Consider the following 16,223-nt stretch of genomic DNA (forward strand, 5'->3'; position numbering starts at 1 on the left):
GCATGGATCTGCCTGCCTGTGCCTCACCTCGCGATGCCCCTGCCCTTCCGGCCTTGCCGCGCGAGCCGTATCCCGGGATCGTCCTGCGCGCCGCATTGTGGCTGGCATTTGTGGCGCCGTTCTTCTACGCCACCTACGGCTTCGCCAACTGGCTGGCGTCGCGGCGCGACGACGTCGGCAGCATCGTCTTTGGCTGGGAGCATGGCATCCCGTTCCTTGCCTGGACGATCGTGCCCTACTGGTCGATCAACCTGTTCTACGGCTTGTCGTTGCTGTTGAACAATTCGAAGAGCGGCGTCGACCGCCTTGCCGGCCGCTATCTGACGGCACAGATCGTCGCCGTCGCCTGCTTCATCCTGTTCCCGCTGACTGCCACGTTCGTGCGCCCGCAGACGAGCGGCCTGCCCGGCTTCATGTTCGCCGTGCTCGGCGGCTTCGACAAACCCTTCAACCAGGCGCCGTCGCTGCATATCGCGCTGCTGGTCATCATCTGGGACCATTGGCGTCACAGATTGACCGGCATCGCCGGCGTCGCCTGGCATACCTGGTGTTTCCTGATCGGCGCCTCGGTGCTGACGACGTGGCAGCACCATTTCATCGACATACCGACCGGCGCGCTGCTCGGTCTTTTCGCGCTGTGGCTGTTTCCGCGCGACGGCGCCTTGCCTTTCGCCGGCTTCCGCCTGACCGCGGACCCGAAAGCGCGGCTCCTGGCGCTGTTCTATGCGCTTGGCGCAGCCTTTGCGCTGGCCGGCGCTGCTGCCGGCGCATTGGTCTCGGCGCTATGGCTCATCCTGTTGTGGCCGGCACTGGCGCTGGCCATAGTCGCTTTCGCCTATGCCGGCGCCGGCGCCAAGGTGTTCCAGAAAACAGCCGATGGCCGCGTGTCGCTGGCCAGCCGTCTTCTGCTGTGGCCCTACCGGGTTGCCGCCAAGGTCAATGTGTGGGCATGGACGCGAAAGCTCCCGGCGCAGATCGTCATCGCCGACGGTGTTTCCCTTGGCCGTTTTCCGACCGCCGCCGAGGCCGACGCCTTTGGCACGGTGATCGACCTTGCCGGCGAATTGGAACGGCCGCGTGGCGCCTCGATCCGCTGGTTGAGCCTGGCCATGGTCGACCTTTTGCCGCCGTCTCGCGAGGCGCGTGCGCAAGCGGTGGCGGCGATCGAGACGGCGCGGGGCCAGGGCACGGTGCTGGTCTGCTGTGCGCTCGGCTTCCAGCGCAGCGCCGCCGTCGTCGCCGAATGGCTGGTCGCCAGCGGCCGGGCCGCCACGCCGGATCAGGCGCGAGGCCAGCTCGCCGCCGCGGGCCGACCTGTGCATCTTGGCATGGACGCGGCGACATGACCGCCTTTCGAGATAAGGCCGAGACGTTCGCCGCCGGACTGATGGTGCAGGTGGCGTGGCCGCTGCTGTTGATTGCTGCTGCCTTGCTGGCGGCGCCGGTCATCGGCCTGGCGACTGCGCCGCAAACATCGTCGCTGTCCGCGGCGGCCTGGCTGATCGCCGCCGCGGGTGCCATAGCCACAATCATTCTCTCGGCCCTGCTTTTGTTCGACGCGCTGCTGTTCCGGCTGATGGCCAGCCACGCCAGCGAAGCAGGCGGCGCTGCGGCGATCGACGACGTGCTGGCGCGCATGCGGCTGAAACCCACGGCGGCCGGTGGCCGCTCGCTCGACCAGCGGATGGCCGGCACGCGCCGTCTGCTCGCCAAGCAGCGTATCGCCTTCAGCCTGTTCGCGGCGGCCTCGGTCGTCGCGGCATTCTTTTGAGCCCGTCCATGACAAAGCTTCGCGTCAGCACCTATACCCTGCTGCAGACGGTGACCTCGGTCGGCCTGTCGGCACTGGCCTGGGTGGTCACCGGCGTGCGGCCGATCTGGAACGGCAGCCAGCCGTCGGACCGGCAGCGTATCTACTTCGCCAACCATGCCAGCCACGGCGATTTCATCCTGCTGTCGGCCTGCCTCAGCGAGAAGGAGCGCGCCCGTACCCATGCGGTGGCGGCCGCCGATTATTGGAGCAAGACGCGGCTGCGCCGTTTCATTGCCGAGGACATGCTGTCTTCCGTGCTGATCCACCGGCAGTGGACGGATGAAACGCAGCACCCGATCTCGATCATGCTGTCGGTGCTCGACCAGGGCCATTCGCTGATCCTGTTTCCCGAAGGCACGCGTAACATGACCGACGAACCGCTGCTGCCGTTCCGCTCCGGCCTCTACAATCTGTCGATGGCGCGGCCCGATGTCGAGCTCATCCCGTGCTGGATCGAGAACATGTCGCGGGTGCTGCCCAAGGGCCAATTCGTGCCGGTGCCGCTGCTTTGCCGCGTCGTCTTCGGCGCGCCGATCGCCATTCAACCGGGTGAAGAACGCCGCGCCTTTCTCGACCGCGCCCGCGAAACGCTGCTGGCGCTCAACCCCCGGCCGCAGCGAGACGATTGAGGACCAAGGCAAAATGCTGCCGATGATGCACGAAACCCTCATTCTGATTGTCGGCCTGCTGGCCGTGCTGATCAGTGCCAGCGTCGCCGCCGGCGTCTTGTCATGGCGCGCGCCAAAGCCGTTGTCGCCGACGCTGGTCAACCTCACCCAGCGCATCAATGCCTGGTGGGTGATGGTGGTGGCGATCACCGTCGCCTTCTTCTTCGGCCGCCCCGGCATGACCATCCTGTTCGCGCTGATTTCGTTCGCCGCCCTGCGCGAATTCGTGACGCTGACGCACAGCCGCCGCAGCGACCACTGGGTGCTGCTCGGCATGTTCGGCATCGTCATCCCGTTCCAGTACTGGCTGGTGTGGACCGCCTGGTATGGCCTGTTCACCATCTTCATCCCGGTCTACTGCTTCCTGCTGATGCCGGCGATCACCGCGCTGCACGGCGACACCGAACGCTTTCTCGAGCGCGTCTCGGCGCAGCAATGGGCGGTCATGATTTCGGTCTACTGCGTCAGCCACGTGCCGGCGCTGCTGACGCTCGAGGTGCCAGGCTTCGAAGGCCGCAACCTGTTGCTGATCGCTTTCCTGATCATCACCGTGCAAGGCAGCGACGTGCTGCAATATATTTTCGGCAAGCTGTTCGGCCGGCATCTCCTGGCGCCGACGGTCTCGCCGTCGAAGACCTGGGAGGGGCTGGTCGGCGGGCTGGCGGCATCGAGCCTGCTCGGCGCGCTGCTGTCGTTCCTGACGCCGTTCTCGCCGCTGCAGGCAGCCGGCGTCGCCTTCATCGCCTGCCTGATGGGCTTCCTTGGCGGGCTGGTCGCCTCCGCCATCAAGCGCGATCAGGGCGTCAAGGACTGGGGCCATCTGATCGAAGGCCATGGCGGCATGATGGACCGTGCCGACAGCCTGGTCTTCGCCGCCCCGGTCTTCTTCCATACCGTGCGCTATTTCTGGACTATATGATGGTTGGCGCCGTTTGCCGTGGCGGATGGTTCAGCGCGATCTTGCGAAGATAGCCTGATCCGTTTCGTTGTTACCACTTTCGCGAAAGCGGTAATAACCCGACCTGCCGCGGTCTTCGCCGCGCTCATTTTGCCGCGGCGAGCGGCTCTTTCTTGCGCGCCGGCGTCAGGCGACGCATGCGGCGTTTGGCGGTGGTCTTCAGCGCCACCGGCGGAGCGCTGGACAACGCACCGAGCACCGCGCCTACCATGCCACGTGCGACGAAATCGGCGTTGATCTCGTTGGCCAATCTGGCATCTGCCTCCTGGTTGTCGCTGTCGGCTTCCGACCACAACACGATGCCCACTCGCAACCTTGGTTTGGTGCGTTTCAGCCGACGGACCAGGAACCGCCCGTGCTTGACGGAATCCCGGTTCAAAAATCCGATGACGACACTATCGACGGCGTCGAGCTCAAGGCGGCGAATGCTCCCCGGTTCCATCTCGGCGAAGCTCGCTCTCAACACCGTAGCGCCCTGGACTTCGAGCACCTGGGCCAGCATGGCGGCCGCCGCGTCGTCGAGTTCGCCGCGCCCGCCGCCGCACAGCACCGACATGCCCGTGCCATCCGGCAGTTCGGTGTACTCCTCGCCCTGAACCTCCCCCTGAACGTGCCTGTCCTCGCGTGAGCCGTTGTCCTCGGCCGCGGCCGTGTCGTCCGCTTCCGCCTCCTCCTGCGCGCTGTCGTCGAGGTTCGCCACCATCGTCAGCGCGCTGCCCGCGACCTGCTGTCTTTGCTCGTCGCTCAGCACACCACGCACCCGGTCCTGCTCGCCGAGCAGAAGTGCGGGAATCGCGACCTTGTCGTAGAACTCGACCAGATATTCTTCGTCCAGCATCTCCTCGGCATGGTCCGTCGCTTCCTCGGGATCGCCGGCCAACAGCCGCTGGTAAAGCCGGGCGTGCGGTTCGAGCACGGGTTCGTTGCCGAACAGAACGTCGAGGAATTCGAACTGCGGCACATGGCGGCCAAGCACGACGAGGCAGACCGTGAGCGGAGTCGACAGAACCAGGCCCAATGGCCCCCAGAGCCAGGTCCAGAATATCGCCGCAACGATGATGGCCAATGGCGACAGCCCGGTGCGCGAGCCGTAGAGCCAGGGTTCGATCACGTTGCCGGTGATCAGTTCGACCACGACGAAAAGCCCTGCGGTCCAGAGCACGAGCGACCAGCCGGGCGCCACGGCAAGCGCCAGGAACAGAGGCAACAGCGTCGCGATGACCGGGCCGATATAGGGAACGAAGCGCAGCGCCAGCGCCAGCAAACCCCACAGCAATGGATTGGGTATGCCCAGCAGCCAAAGTCCAATTGCAATCGGGACGGCATAGACGATGTTCACGACCAGTTGCATGAGCAGATAGCGGCCGACGCGCTTGCCGGCATCCTGCAGCGCCTCGGTGGTTCGATGCAGATCGCCATAGCCGACGAGGCGTATGAAGCGATCGCGCAGGTCCTCCCGCTCGAGCAGCATGAATATGACGACCACGACGATCAGTCCGGCCGATGCCAGCGGGCTCAGGAGCGGGCCGATCAGATTCTGGAGAACCTCGAGCGGTCGTTCGCGCGCGACGATTTCGACCGGGATCGGTTCCCGCGGAGGCTGATCGGCGGCGGGTTGCACGGGCTCGGGTCTGTCGAGTTCCTGGCCGACGCGTTCGATCACCCGGCTCAATCTGGAAACGATGCCGCCGCCGACGCCGGTTTCCTTGAGCGACCGGACCTTGGTCAGGATATTCGCCTGGTAGAGCGGAATGTTCTGCGCCAGTTCACTGACCTGCGTGGCGACGATGAAGGAGAACAGCGCCAGCACGGTGAATGCGCCGAGCACACTGGCGATCACGGCCGGAAGACGCGGGATGCCGGCTCGCTTGAGTGCCGACACCATGGGCACGAGCGCAAAGGTAAGCAGCAGCGCGATTGCGATCGGCAGAAAGACCTCGCGCCCGAAATAGAGCGCCGCGACGGCCGTCACGACCGACGCTACGCTGGGCAACGATGTGCGCGGAAGCGCCCTGGCCGCGGAAACGATGCCCGCCCGCCGGGGCTCCGACAGGTGCGCGTCGTTTCGACGATTTGCCGCCACTTGATACCTCCGCTCCGCCGTCGCCATGATCGGGCATATTGAGCCGGCCTGCAACTTCGCAGCGTCTCACCCAGCTGGACGCCGATTGCCCTGGTCGGCAGCGCGGCAAATTCAGTCATGGTAGAATTTTTTGCATTAATGACGTCACGGGCAATCCTGTTCCATGTCTGCGCCAGAACGTGGAACTTTTGGGTCAAAACACCGTTCCTTCGTAGATCGCTGATGGACAACCTCAAAGCAGCAGCTCAGGAGGAATGATCATGAACTTCAAGACGCTTTGCATGGGCGCGATGGCCCTTTCGATGATGACCGGCGCAGCGCTTGCCGCCGGTGCCACTGGCACTTCGGCGCTCGACGATCCGCAGAAAATGACGCCCTTCTTCACCGACGCCGGCATGAAGACCATGAAGTCGGAAGCCGAATTCAAGGCGGCATGGATGGCCATGTCCACGAGCGACCGGGCCATGATGTTGAAGGAATGCAGCGACGCAGGCATTGCCAAGATGCATGCCGACTTCTGCAAGATGGCCAAGCAGCTCAACAAGTAACCGTCGGCTTCTTGCCAAGCGAAATGGGGCCAAGCGAAAGGGCGGGCGGCCCTTTCGCGACCTTCCAGTCCGCACTCATACCGGCGGGTGCCTAGCCATTTGAAATCGCGACGCCGGCCGGAGCGGCAATGACATTATGGTCCAGGGGCACCGTCTGCTTGCAACCTGGGTTTTCCGGTCGGCCGTTCCCGCATAGTATTGGCGGACGGCCCGCTTGACGCTTGACCCCGCTTGACGCTTGACCTTGTCGCCGAGCGTGGGATAGGCCGGGGACTGGCCCGACCACCTCCCACCGGAGTCCCACGAAAGACCTGCCATGACCGACGCGATCATAAGAGACAGCAATGGCACGGCGCTGCACGAGGGCGATTCCGTGACCCTGATCAAGGATCTCAAGGTCAAAGGCACGTCGGAGACGATCAAGCGCGGCACGTTGGTGAAGAATATTCGCCTCACCGGCAATCCCGGCGAGATCGAATGCAGCACCAGGCAGGTGAAGGGCCTGGTGCTGAAGACCGAGTTTTTGAAAAAGGCGTGATCGCCTCGGCACCCTTCGCTTCGCTTCCATATCAGTGGCTCTCGAATCGCTCGTGTGAGTGAACCGCCCACGCGAGGAACTGGAGGAGCCGCGCCCTCCCCCTATGTTGCACTGCGTTAGATTTGTTGCATTGCAATATCGTCGCATCGGGTCGAGCCTCTGCGAGGTGGGCATTCCTTGCATGAGGTGATTGTGTCGGCATCATTTCGGCCTGACATCGAAGGGCTGCGCGCGCTGGCGGTGGCGGGTGTCATAGCCTTCCATTTTGGTCTGTCCGGCCTGCCCGGCGGCTTTGCCGGCGTCGACATCTTCTTCGTCATCTCCGGCTATCTGATCACCCGCCACCTGGTTACGGAAATTACCGAGACCGGGCGGCTGAACCTCTGGCGCTTCTACGCCCGGCGCGCCCGGCGCCTGTTGCCGGCGGCACTGTTCGTCATCCTCGCCACGCTGTTCGCGGGTTACTTCATCCTGTCGCCCGAGGAACAGGCGCTTTATTCGAAGGGCGCCATGTTCGCCTCCGCCTACATGATCAACCTTTGGCTGATCCGCTGGTCGTTCGACTATTTCGCCGCCGACGCCACCAACAACCCGTTCATCCACTTCTGGTCGCTCTCGGTCGAGGAACAGTTCTATTTGGCATGGCCGGCGCTGCTTCTTGCCGCCGCCTGGCTGCGTCCCGGCAAGCGCGCCGCTATAATCGTCATCGGCGTCGCCGGCGCGGCCTCCTTCGCCGCCTGCGCCTGGCTGACGGAAGTGTCGCAGCCCTGGGCCTTCTATTTCTCGCCGCTCAGGGCCTGGGAATTCGCCGCCGGCGGCCTCGCGACCATGGCGCCGGCAAAGATCTGGCGCGACCGGCCGCTGCTGGCCACGCTCCAGGCATGCCTCGGTCTGGCGCTGATCGCCTGGGCCTATCTGATGCTGGACGAAGACTCGCCATTTCCCGGGGTGAATGCGCTGGCGCCTGTTGTCGGCACCGTGCTGCTGCTGCTCAGCGGCAGCGGCGGCCGCAATCTGCCGAGCGCCCTGCTGGCGCTGCCGCCCATGCAATGGTTGGGCCGGCTGTCCTATTCGCTTTATCTCTGGCACTGGCCGGTCATCGTCTATGCGGCGATGGTGGTTCCCAGCCTGTCCATCCTGGACCGCCTTGCCTGCGCGGCGCTGACGCTGTTTCTGTCGATGTTCACCTATCATTTCATCGAGAACCCGATCCGCCGCAACGGCTGGCTGATGGCCGGAGCAGCGCGGGCGCTGGTGCCCGCCGTCGCGCTGACCGGCGCCGGCGTGGTCGCGGCCTATGGCAATGCGCGCTTTGCCGAGCACAATCTCAGCCCCGAACAGCACGTCATCGCCGACAGCGCCGCGCAGCTCTCCACTGTGCGCGCGAGCAATGGCGGCTGCGTGCTCGATTTCGAGACCGTCAAGCCAAAACCCTGCATGTTCGGCCGCAAGGATGCCCAGCGCTCGGTCGTGCTGTTCGGCGACTCGCATGCCGACCATTGGTCGACGCCGCTGATCAAGGCGGCCGAGAAGAACAATTTTCGCGTCGTCACCTTTCTCAAATCCTCCTGCCGGGCTTCGCGGGTGACGACCTGGAACTGGCGGCTGAAGCGCGACTACACCGAATGCGACCAATGGCGCGAGCAGTCGGTCAAGGACATCATCGCGCTCCACCCCCAACTGGTGGTGATCTCGGAGTTCTCGATCGGCAATGTGATGAAGGAATCGCCCGAGGAGTTGAGGCACGCCGATTGGCAAGCGCAGTGGCGGACGGGCCTCACCTGGACGCTTCAGGCCTTCAGCCAGGCCGGCATCAAGGTCGCGGTCATCAGGGACGTTCCCTACAATGCAAGCTACGCCGACAAGTGCGTGGCGCGGGCGCTGTGGCGGGGCCAGACGCCCGCGACATGCGACACGCCGAGGATCATGGCGGCAAACGACGACATCGCCACCATCGAGCGCGATATCGTGCGCTCGACACCGAACGCTGCTTACATCGACATGACCGACCGCTTTTGCGACCAGACCACCTGCCACGTCTTCATCGACGGCAAACTAGCCTTCCGCGACCGCCACCACCTGGCGACGCCCTTCGCCGAAACGCTGGAACCGGCGGTGGAGCGGGCGCTGTTTTCGGATGTGATGGCGGCGGCTGTAAAGTAACGGTTCCGGATCTTATCGGATCACGACCCAGCCCCTCGGCAAGGAACCATGCGGGGTCAGCTAAGGATGAGACCAGCCAGTAAAACGGTAAGGATAAGCGACAGCGGAACTGCAAGAAGGCAGCACAGCTCGAAAGTATTGGCTGGCCAAGAAGTCATTGGGCGCTTTTCCATATTGGCCTCCTCCCTCAACGGCCAGACCTGACGGCAGTTCCGCTTAGATGGTGCTCATCCCCACCACTCATCATGCAATTGGCGAAGCTCGTTCCGCTTCCTGGTCATCCATCGTGCACGCGCCAGATGTGTCGCCCACGCCCGGAAAGCCCTGTCCGGCTCCTGCTCCGGATCAATGTGCAGAACGATGCGGGCGACCTCACGCCAATCAGTCCCTTCAGCCGACGCGTCGAGCAGCCGGATATAAGTAAGCATGCGATCTTCGTCATAACCGGTCGGCACCGAAGACGTCGGCGCTGCGTTCGCGATATGAGAGTTTGGCTGCTTTGGCATTGCGACCTACCAGCAATGGCGCACCGTAGCAGCCTATAAAGAAGCCCGCGCCGTTTGATCGGAGGATGCGCCGATCGAGATTCGCCTCGACGGTCGGCAAATGGGGGCCTCAGGCGGAGTTCCCCGCCCAGCTGGGCTCACGCCTCACCACGTCGTGATCGGGTCGAGGCAATCTATCTATTTTAGTGGAACCTAATTTAGTCGACGCAATTATGCGTGCGTGAGAAAGCGTGAAATCCAGACCGTCACTGAAAGCCGGCTATCGCGGGATCAGTTGGCCGATGATCCAGTGATTGCAGTCGATTTGACGGAACGGATATTACAGGCGGCCGACAACGACAGAATTGTTTGCCTCGTCGTGGCAACGGAGGAGCTGGAAACCGACCGCATCGAGAAAACGGAGCCTAAGGAGACCAGGATTGCCGCAAGCTTCGTCCGGGACTTTGAGGTAATGCTGCTTGTTCTTTATGCGGCCTACGCCCTCGCTGTGCTGGGTGCGACCGCGTTCGTTTTGCTTGAATTGGGCCATGTTCTGTAGGCAGACGTCGGCAAAAAACGGGACTGACGCGCGATTGCCGCTGTTTGATGAGAGGAGCGGCCACGCTGCGTCGACGATCCGACCCCGGCGCAGCCAGCGGCGTTTTCGCGCCAGCAGGCGCTAAACTTCGGGCTCGTCCGTTCGTTACATCTTGCCAATCTATGGAACGAGGCTGCCCCTCGGGGGTTTTTCTATTAGAGGGACGTTAAAGAAGGAGGTAGCTATGAAGAAGCTCCTGCTTGCCTCGGTGATCGCCATCGCATCGGCGGCTTCCGTGATCGGCCCGGCGAATGCCGGCGGCAGCGTCACAATCGGCATCGGCAACGGCTATGACGACGACGACTATTACTATCGCCACCATCGGTATTCCGATTACGACGATGAGTACGTTCCCCGTTACCGCTATGATGTCTATAACGAGGACTACGCGCCGCGCTACCGGTACCGGTACCACCGGCGCTGCCACACCGAAGTCATCAGGCACTGGCGTCATCACCACCGGATCATCGAAAGAATCCGTGTCTGCCGTCGTTGACGGATCGATCCGGCCGGTAGTGCCGGCCGGATCGGCGGGGCTTCTCACCTCGGCTTGCGCATCAGCATCATGCCGTAATGCACGGCCAATATGTCGAGCCCGATCTTGAGTAGTTTCACCACCACGTCGCGCGGCTCGCCGGCCTGTTCGGCCAGGCTCTTGACCGTTGCGTCGGCACAGCAGACCTTTTGCACGATGCCGGCGATCTCCCAGTGGGCAAGCGCCCTGGTGGCCTCGGCATGGTCGCGGCCGGCGGACAGGATGTGTTCGGCGACGCCGCTGCCGGTGCGGCCGCCGTCGACGCGCTCGGCCCAGGCCATCGGCTTGGCGGTTGCCTCGGACGAGTTGCGGAAATCCTGGCGGTAGCGCATGCCCGCCTCGCGCTGCTGGCGCGACAGCGAGGTGAGGCCGCTCAGCGGGTCGACGTTGCGCACCCGCACGATGCCGCCGGTCGCTGTGTGGCCGTCATTGGCGACCTCATAGAGGCGCGCTCCTTCCTGCGTCCCCTTCGCCAGCCGCTTGCGGCCGAACCGGTCGTCCTTCAGTGCGAAATCATGGCCGATCTCCTTGCGGATGCGCACCTGCTCGGCCTCGCCTTTCGGCAATCTCGGTGGCCTGGCTTTGACCTTTTGGGCGGTTTTGGTGCTCATCGGCTCGGTCCTCCTGGGTTTTGGTCGTCGGGCTCTGGCGAACTTCCAGTCTCATTGCAGCGGGCTCAAATCGCTTCGGCCGGCAGCGTGCGCAGGAAGCGCGCCGCGTGATAGGCGCAGTAGCTTTTCGATGGGTTCGTGCGCATTCCGCAGCACAGCATGTCCAAACCTGGCCGGCTGCCGGGGGCGTCGTTTTCCCCATCCTCCTGCGGCGTCGTGTCGAGCGGCGCGCGGCAGCGCTCGAACAGGCAATCGATGAAGCGCATGGCGGCGAAATGCGGCTGGCGGCCGCCGGCGGCGATCGGGCGCGGCGCCGGCATTTCGAGCGGTGCGCCATCGGTCCCGGTGATCCGAGCCGGACCCGGCTGCCAGGCCGGCGGCGCCAGCCTGGCCGACAGCCTTGCCGGGCGGCAGCGTGGCTCGGCCTTCGGAGCCGACTCCGCTTGATCAGCAGTGCTTGATGGCTCAGGCGCCGAATTTCCGAGCCGGCCGCCAGAGCGTCCGCCACACCAGCCCTTGGATCTGGCAAGGCCGATGGTGCGCAAACGGGCGGTGCGGTGGACGATGCCGATGATGGCTGCACGCGAGGCCGGGCGGCCGCGCAGCGCGGTCAACCGGGTGGCGATCTTCGCGGCCGACAGTCCGCTCGTCAGCCAGTTCTCGATTTGTTCCAGTTCCGAGGCGGAATAGCGGGCGGCCATGATGTTTCATTCCCTGCAAAAATGGTTGTGTGCGGCGCCGGCTTCGCCGGTCTCAGGCTCGAAAGCCGGTCAGCCTTCGCGTGGTCTGCTGCGATCGCGCTTCATCTCGGCCGCCTGCCTTGTTGCGCCGGACACTGCCTTGCCCGTCCGCTCGTCGAAGGCGATGACCGTGCCGTCTTCGGTGCGGATGCAGGAAACCGCGGCTTCCGCATTGCCGGCCGGCAGGCAATTCGTGGCCGGTGTCGTGAGGGGAACGGCTCCGGCCGTTCCGGCCGCTTGCGCTGCCGGATCCGAGGCGCGAGCCTCGGGCATCGTCCCGGCCGGGGAGGAGGACAGCCGCGACGAAGGGGAAAGGGTTGGCACATGCATGGCCCCGGCGATCGGTTGCGCTACCGCCTCCAGGCGAGCGCTGCCGGCGCGCTGAACGGCGGATTCAAGGACCGAAAGCTGGCGAAGCGACTTGTGCATGCCTACATAAAAGCATAACTCAAATCGTAATGCAAGCGATTCTTGCATAGACTAAACCGAATCTTATGCCTCAGATGGAGCCATGGCGAAAACTGCACTGTCGATCAAGGTCGGAGCGGCGATCCGCCGGGCGCGCAAGCAGCGCGGCCTGGTGATGCGGCACATTGCCGAGCACAACGACACCGACGTTGCTGCCGTCGGCAATTGGGAGACCGGGCGCAACCTGCCCAAGACCGAGAACCTTTTGAAGACCGCCGCTTTCCTGCGCGTCGACCCGGTGGCGCTCGGCAAGGGCGAGGTCGTTTTCCTCGAAGATGCCGGACCGGTCGCCGATGCCGAGATCGTCACCGATCCCGGCCCCCTGCCCGCCGGGCCGATGGACATCCAGCTTCTCGGCACCGCCGTCGGCGGCGACGATGGCGACTTCACCTTCAACGGCCAGCCGGCCGGCTATGTCCAGCGGCCGCCGGGGATCCGGCATCTGCGCAATGTGTTTGCGCTGCACGTGCTGAGCGATTCGATGGTGCCGCGCTACGAGCCCGGCGAGATGATCTATTGCGGCGGCCGCGAAGCGTTGCCCGGCGACCATGTGGTGATCGAGACCCTGCCCGAGGAGAACGAGCAAAACGGCAAGGCCTTCATCAAGAAGCTGGTCAAGCGCACCGCCGCCGAGCTGATCGTCGAACAGTACAACCCGCCCAAGACGCTGTCCTTCAACCGCTACGCCATCAAGAACGTCTTCCGCGTCATCCCGCTCAAGGAACTGCTGGGGTATTGAGGAGGCGCCGGCGCGCCCTTCTCCCCTTGGGGAGAAGGTGGATCGGCGCGCAGCGCCGAGCCGGATGAGGGGTGTTGGAAGGAACGCGGCGGAGGAAATGTAGAAGCGATTTTTAAGCACTTACGCCATCAAGGTAGCGATCCGTCCAACACCCCTCATCCGACCGAGCTTCGCTCGGCCACCTTCTCCCACAAGGGGAGAAGGGAAGAGCAGCACGCCCGCCCCCTCAAGCCCGCCTCGACTGCAGCTCTCGACCGTTGAGCAGGCGCGCCTCGGCGCGGGTCCGCTGCCGGTCGTCGATGAAGGCGGCCTGGATCGAGACGGCGGCGCCCGGCAGGCCGTCGGCCCGGCAGGCCTTGCAGATCAGGCGCCCCGAAAGTGCGGCCAGCGGTGTCTCCGGCATCACCCCATGCCGCTTGAGCTCGGCCGGCTTCCACCACCTGTTGCGGCCGCAGTCGATGCATTCGACGGCAATCGAGACAACATCGGCGATCGTCGCTTCCTTGCCTGCCAATGCCATGGTTATCCCCATCGTTGTTCCTGCTTTGTTCGCAACATTATCGGATTTTGGAGCGGAGTCGAGTCGGTTCCGCTTACATCAACGTGAAAGTTTCACTTGTTCAATTATTTGAGTTATGCTTATACGTGGCGAGGACTGGAATCGGCGCGAGCAACAGAACCGCGGCCGGCCGGCAGCAAGGGAATGACGATGGACCCAGCCCAGTTCGCCCATGCTTGCGGCTATAGCGGCGACAGCCCGGCCATGCTTGCCGCTTTCGCGGCCATCCGCCAGGACGGCATCCGCAAGGCACGCCAGGGTCATCGCCAGCGCAAGGCGGCGATCGACCGGATGAAGCCGAGCCGCGCTCTGTTCCTGGCGGCGATCCGCCCGGCGCAGTCAGCCGAGGAGGCACTCGAGGATGCCGCCCGCTTCCTGTCGATGTTCCGCAACATGCCGCACTGGCGACAGGAAAGGCGCGCCGCCGACCTCACCCGCGCCAGGCAGCAGCGCCTCTTCGCCCGCTTCTTCCGCCGCTACGGTCACCGCCTCTGGGCGCTCGAGGCCACCTGAAGGCGCGCGGGCCTCCCTTGCAAGTCAAAACGGATATTGCGATCGCCGACACCGCGCCGTATGTCTCCGCGCGATGAGCGAGATCGAATTCCGTCGCGCGCAGGCGCCCGACCTGCCGGCGATCGTTGCAATGCTTGCCGACGATGTGCTCGGCGCAGACCGGGAAGACCCGTCCACGCCGCTTGCGCCATCCTATCTCGATGCCTTCAGCGCAATCGATTCCGATCCCAACCAGTTGCTGGCCGTCGCGGTCAACGCCGGGCAAGTGGTCGGAACGCTGCAGCTCAGCTTCCTTCCAGGCATTTCGAGAAAAGGCGCCTGGCGCGGCCAGATCGAAGGCGTTCGCGTCGCCCGGCAATGGCGCTCGCGCGGCGTCGGCAAGCTGATGATCGAATGGGCGATTGAAACATGCCGTTCGCGCAATTGCAGCTTCGTCCAGCTCACCACGGACAAAGGTCGACGGGAGGCGCACGCTTTTTACGAGCGCCTCGGCTTCACCGCCAGTCATCTCGGCTACAAGCTGGCGCTGTAGCGCTCGGCTGATTGCCGAAGTCGGCGCTGCCCCTCATCCGCCTGCCGGCACCTTCTCCCCGTATAGCGACAGGGAGAAGGGGCTGTCCGCAACCTCGGCACTTTCCTGCAACGTTAGTGATTGGCGAAACCATCGACGAAAGCGTCCTTCTCCCCGTCACTATACGGGGAGAAGTGCCCGGCAGGGCGATGAGGGGCAGCGCCAACCTGAAGCGATTGCCCCTTCACCTGTCGTCCGCGCTGCTTGACAATCCACCCACAATGTTCTCTTTATGTTCTCACCACAACTCGAGACAATGCGGCGTTCGAACCGCCGCGGGCGAACGGGCCGGATGGAAGCCAACATCCTCCACGCGGATCTGGATGCCTTCTATGCCTCGGTCGAACAGTTGCTCGACCCGGCCTTGCGCGGCAAGCCGATTGCCGTCGGCGGCGGGGTAGTGCTTGCCGCATCCTATGAAGCCAAGGCGTTCGGCGTGCGCGGCGGTATGCCGGGACGGCGGGCGCGGGAACTCTGCCCGCAACTCATCTTCGTCGGCGGCCATTTCAAGGACTATCAGCGGCTGGGCGATGCGGCAATCAAGGTGCTCGGCGATTTCACGCCGGTGGTCGAGCGCATTTCGATCGACGAGGCGTTTGCCGACGTCGCCGGCTGCACCCATTTGTTCGGCTCGCCGGCCGAGATCGCCGGCAAGATCCGCCGCCGCGTGCGGGCCGAGCTCGGCCTGCCGATCTCGGTCGGCGTAGCCCGCACCAAGCATCTGGCCAAGATCGCCTCACAGGTCGCAAAACCGGACGGGCTGGTGGTGGTCGATCCGCGCCACGAGCTGGAGTTCCTGCACCACCTGCCGGTCGAGCTGATGTGGGGCGTCGGCCCGGTCACCAGGCAGCGGCTGGCCGGCATCGGCGTCAACACCATCGGCGAGCTGGCGAAGACCAATGGTGGGGCGCTTGAGCGCCTGCTCGGGCCGGCGGCGGGAGAGAAACTCAACGCGCTGGCGTGGAACCGCGATCCGCGCAAGCTTGAGACGCAGCGCCGGGCGCGCTCGGCGGGTGCGCAGTCGGCGCTTGGCCGAAAGCCGGCCGAGGAGCAGGTCTTCGTGCCGGCTTTGCTGCATCTGGCCGACAGGGTCGCCACAAGATTGCGGGCGAAATCCCGGCCCGGCCGTACAGTGACGGTTCGCGTCCGCTTTGCCGATTTGCGCTCGGTGACGCGCTCGATCACGCTCGACCAGCCGATATCGGCAACCGCCATGCTGGCCGAGATCGCCGAGGCGCTGGTGCGCAAGGTGCTCATCGACCATCCGCACGAAAAGACAATCTCGCTGCTGGCGATCGCCGTCTCGCATCTGGAGCAGCATGCCGGCCTGCAACTGGAACTGCCGCTCGGGCTCGACGACGACCGCCGCCGCCCCGGCACCAGCAAGGGCGCGGCGCGCTGGACCGCGGACCGCGCCGTCGACAAGATCCGCGACCGCTTCGGCTGGGAGGCGGTGGGCTACGCCTCGGTCGCGCTCGGGCTACAGCGGTCGGTTCCCGACGCGTTTCGCGAGCTGGCCGAAAAGGAACTGTGAGCCTCGATTACACTTTGGTTGCCAAGTCGCCGGAATGACGTTGAAGGCTGCGCCGTTGTGAATTTATCTTGGACCAGTTCGTCGTGCACCCGTTTGGGT

General features: G+C 64.4%; 19 protein-coding genes. 13 read left to right on the forward strand and 6 right to left on the reverse strand.

The genetic code is table 11. The annotated features are described in order from the left end of the window. Positions 1-2 precede the first annotated feature (2 nt). From NKH67_RS14965 to NKH67_RS14980, 4 genes are read left to right on the forward strand one after another with little or no spacing between them, the layout of a single operon-like run. The gene (locus NKH67_RS14965) at positions 3-1,346 is read left to right on the forward strand and encodes a phosphatase PAP2/dual specificity phosphatase family protein (protein ID WP_352501218.1); all 1,344 of its coding nucleotides are present in this window, start codon (positions 3-5) and stop codon (positions 1,344-1,346) included. Next, positions 1,343-1,771, forward strand: a complete 429-nt coding sequence (locus NKH67_RS14970) for a hypothetical protein (protein ID WP_352501219.1) — start codon at positions 1,343-1,345, stop codon at positions 1,769-1,771. Before NKH67_RS14965 ends, NKH67_RS14970 begins: the two co-directional genes overlap by 4 nt. Before the next feature lie 8 nt (positions 1,772-1,779). Next, positions 1,780-2,442 (forward strand): lysophospholipid acyltransferase family protein, encoded by a 663-nt coding sequence (locus NKH67_RS14975; protein ID WP_031211476.1) that lies wholly within the window; start codon positions 1,780-1,782, stop codon positions 2,440-2,442. Between the two features lie 22 nt (positions 2,443-2,464). Then, entirely contained in the window at positions 2,465-3,400 is a 936-nt protein-coding gene (locus NKH67_RS14980; RefSeq protein ID WP_352501431.1) for a phosphatidate cytidylyltransferase, read from the forward strand. 124 nt (positions 3,401-3,524) lie between these two features. Here NKH67_RS14980 and NKH67_RS14985 read toward each other — a convergent pair whose 3' ends face one another. Beyond that, positions 3,525-5,522 carry an AI-2E family transporter gene (locus NKH67_RS14985; RefSeq protein ID WP_352925844.1) on the reverse strand — a complete coding sequence of 666 codons (1,998 nt, stop codon included), beginning with the start codon at positions 5,520-5,522 and terminating at the stop codon, positions 3,525-3,527. Between the two features lie 260 nt (positions 5,523-5,782). Between NKH67_RS14985 and NKH67_RS14990 the strand changes: the two genes are divergently transcribed. From NKH67_RS14990 to NKH67_RS15000, 3 genes are all read left to right on the forward strand, one after another. After that, positions 5,783-6,070, forward strand: a complete 288-nt coding sequence (locus NKH67_RS14990; RefSeq protein ID WP_352501220.1) for a hypothetical protein — start codon at positions 5,783-5,785, stop codon at positions 6,068-6,070. A gap of 316 nt (positions 6,071-6,386) precedes the next feature. Further along, positions 6,387-6,608 (forward strand): alkylphosphonate utilization protein, encoded by a 222-nt coding sequence (locus NKH67_RS14995; RefSeq protein ID WP_023675660.1) that lies wholly within the window; start codon positions 6,387-6,389, stop codon positions 6,606-6,608. Between the two features lie 192 nt (positions 6,609-6,800). Next, on the forward strand, positions 6,801-8,771 hold the full coding sequence (locus NKH67_RS15000) for an acyltransferase family protein (RefSeq protein WP_352501221.1): 1,971 nt from the start codon (positions 6,801-6,803) through the stop codon (positions 8,769-8,771). A gap of 227 nt (positions 8,772-8,998) precedes the next feature. Here NKH67_RS15000 and NKH67_RS15005 read toward each other — a convergent pair whose 3' ends face one another. Further along, complete coding sequence (locus tag NKH67_RS15005; protein ID WP_352457314.1) at positions 8,999-9,277, reverse strand: hypothetical protein; 279 nt, start codon at positions 9,275-9,277, stop codon at positions 8,999-9,001. 220 nt (positions 9,278-9,497) lie between these two features. Between NKH67_RS15005 and NKH67_RS15010 the strand changes: the two genes are divergently transcribed. After that, positions 9,498-9,815, forward strand: coding sequence for a hypothetical protein (locus tag NKH67_RS15010; protein ID WP_352501222.1), 318 nt, complete (start codon positions 9,498-9,500; stop codon positions 9,813-9,815). 223 nt (positions 9,816-10,038) lie between these two features. After that, positions 10,039-10,350, forward strand: a complete 312-nt coding sequence (locus NKH67_RS15015; protein WP_352467934.1) for a hypothetical protein — start codon at positions 10,039-10,041, stop codon at positions 10,348-10,350. 44 nt (positions 10,351-10,394) lie between these two features. Here NKH67_RS15015 and NKH67_RS15020 read toward each other — a convergent pair whose 3' ends face one another. The 3 genes from NKH67_RS15020 to NKH67_RS15030 form a co-directional block, all read right to left on the reverse strand. After that, the gene (locus NKH67_RS15020) at positions 10,395-11,000 is read right to left on the reverse strand and encodes a DUF6456 domain-containing protein (protein ID WP_352501223.1); all 606 of its coding nucleotides are present in this window, start codon (positions 10,998-11,000) and stop codon (positions 10,395-10,397) included. 65 nt (positions 11,001-11,065) lie between these two features. Continuing rightward, positions 11,066-11,701 carry a high mobility group family protein gene (locus NKH67_RS15025; protein ID WP_352501224.1) on the reverse strand — a complete coding sequence of 212 codons (636 nt, stop codon included), beginning with the start codon at positions 11,699-11,701 and terminating at the stop codon, positions 11,066-11,068. Between the two features lie 69 nt (positions 11,702-11,770). After that, positions 11,771-12,013 (reverse strand): hypothetical protein, encoded by a 243-nt coding sequence (locus tag NKH67_RS15030; RefSeq protein WP_352501225.1) that lies wholly within the window; start codon positions 12,011-12,013, stop codon positions 11,771-11,773. 238 nt (positions 12,014-12,251) lie between these two features. Between NKH67_RS15030 and NKH67_RS15035 the strand changes: the two genes are divergently transcribed. After that, a complete protein-coding gene (locus NKH67_RS15035) occupies positions 12,252-12,947 on the forward strand; it encodes an XRE family transcriptional regulator (RefSeq protein WP_352457320.1) in 696 nt (231 codons plus the stop codon). A gap of 226 nt (positions 12,948-13,173) precedes the next feature. Here NKH67_RS15035 and NKH67_RS15040 read toward each other — a convergent pair whose 3' ends face one another. Next, positions 13,174-13,479 carry a hypothetical protein gene (locus NKH67_RS15040; protein WP_352501226.1) on the reverse strand — a complete coding sequence of 102 codons (306 nt, stop codon included), beginning with the start codon at positions 13,477-13,479 and terminating at the stop codon, positions 13,174-13,176. A gap of 171 nt (positions 13,480-13,650) precedes the next feature. Between NKH67_RS15040 and NKH67_RS15045 the strand changes: the two genes are divergently transcribed. The 3 genes from NKH67_RS15045 (at position 13,651) to dinB (ending at position 16,124) form a co-directional block, all read left to right on the forward strand. Continuing rightward, entirely contained in the window at positions 13,651-14,019 is a 369-nt protein-coding gene (locus NKH67_RS15045; RefSeq protein WP_352472141.1) for a hypothetical protein, read from the forward strand. Between the two features lie 73 nt (positions 14,020-14,092). Continuing rightward, positions 14,093-14,551 carry a GNAT family N-acetyltransferase gene (locus tag NKH67_RS15050; RefSeq protein WP_353031232.1) on the forward strand — a complete coding sequence of 153 codons (459 nt, stop codon included), beginning with the start codon at positions 14,093-14,095 and terminating at the stop codon, positions 14,549-14,551. 331 nt (positions 14,552-14,882) lie between these two features. Beyond that, on the forward strand, positions 14,883-16,124 hold the full coding sequence (dinB, locus tag NKH67_RS15055; protein ID WP_353031234.1) for a DNA polymerase IV: 1,242 nt from the start codon (positions 14,883-14,885) through the stop codon (positions 16,122-16,124). Positions 16,125-16,223 lie beyond the last annotated feature (99 nt).

Origin of the sequence: Mesorhizobium sp. M0968, assembly GCF_040319065.1 — a bacterium.
GTDB lineage: Bacteria > Pseudomonadota > Alphaproteobacteria > Rhizobiales > Rhizobiaceae > Mesorhizobium.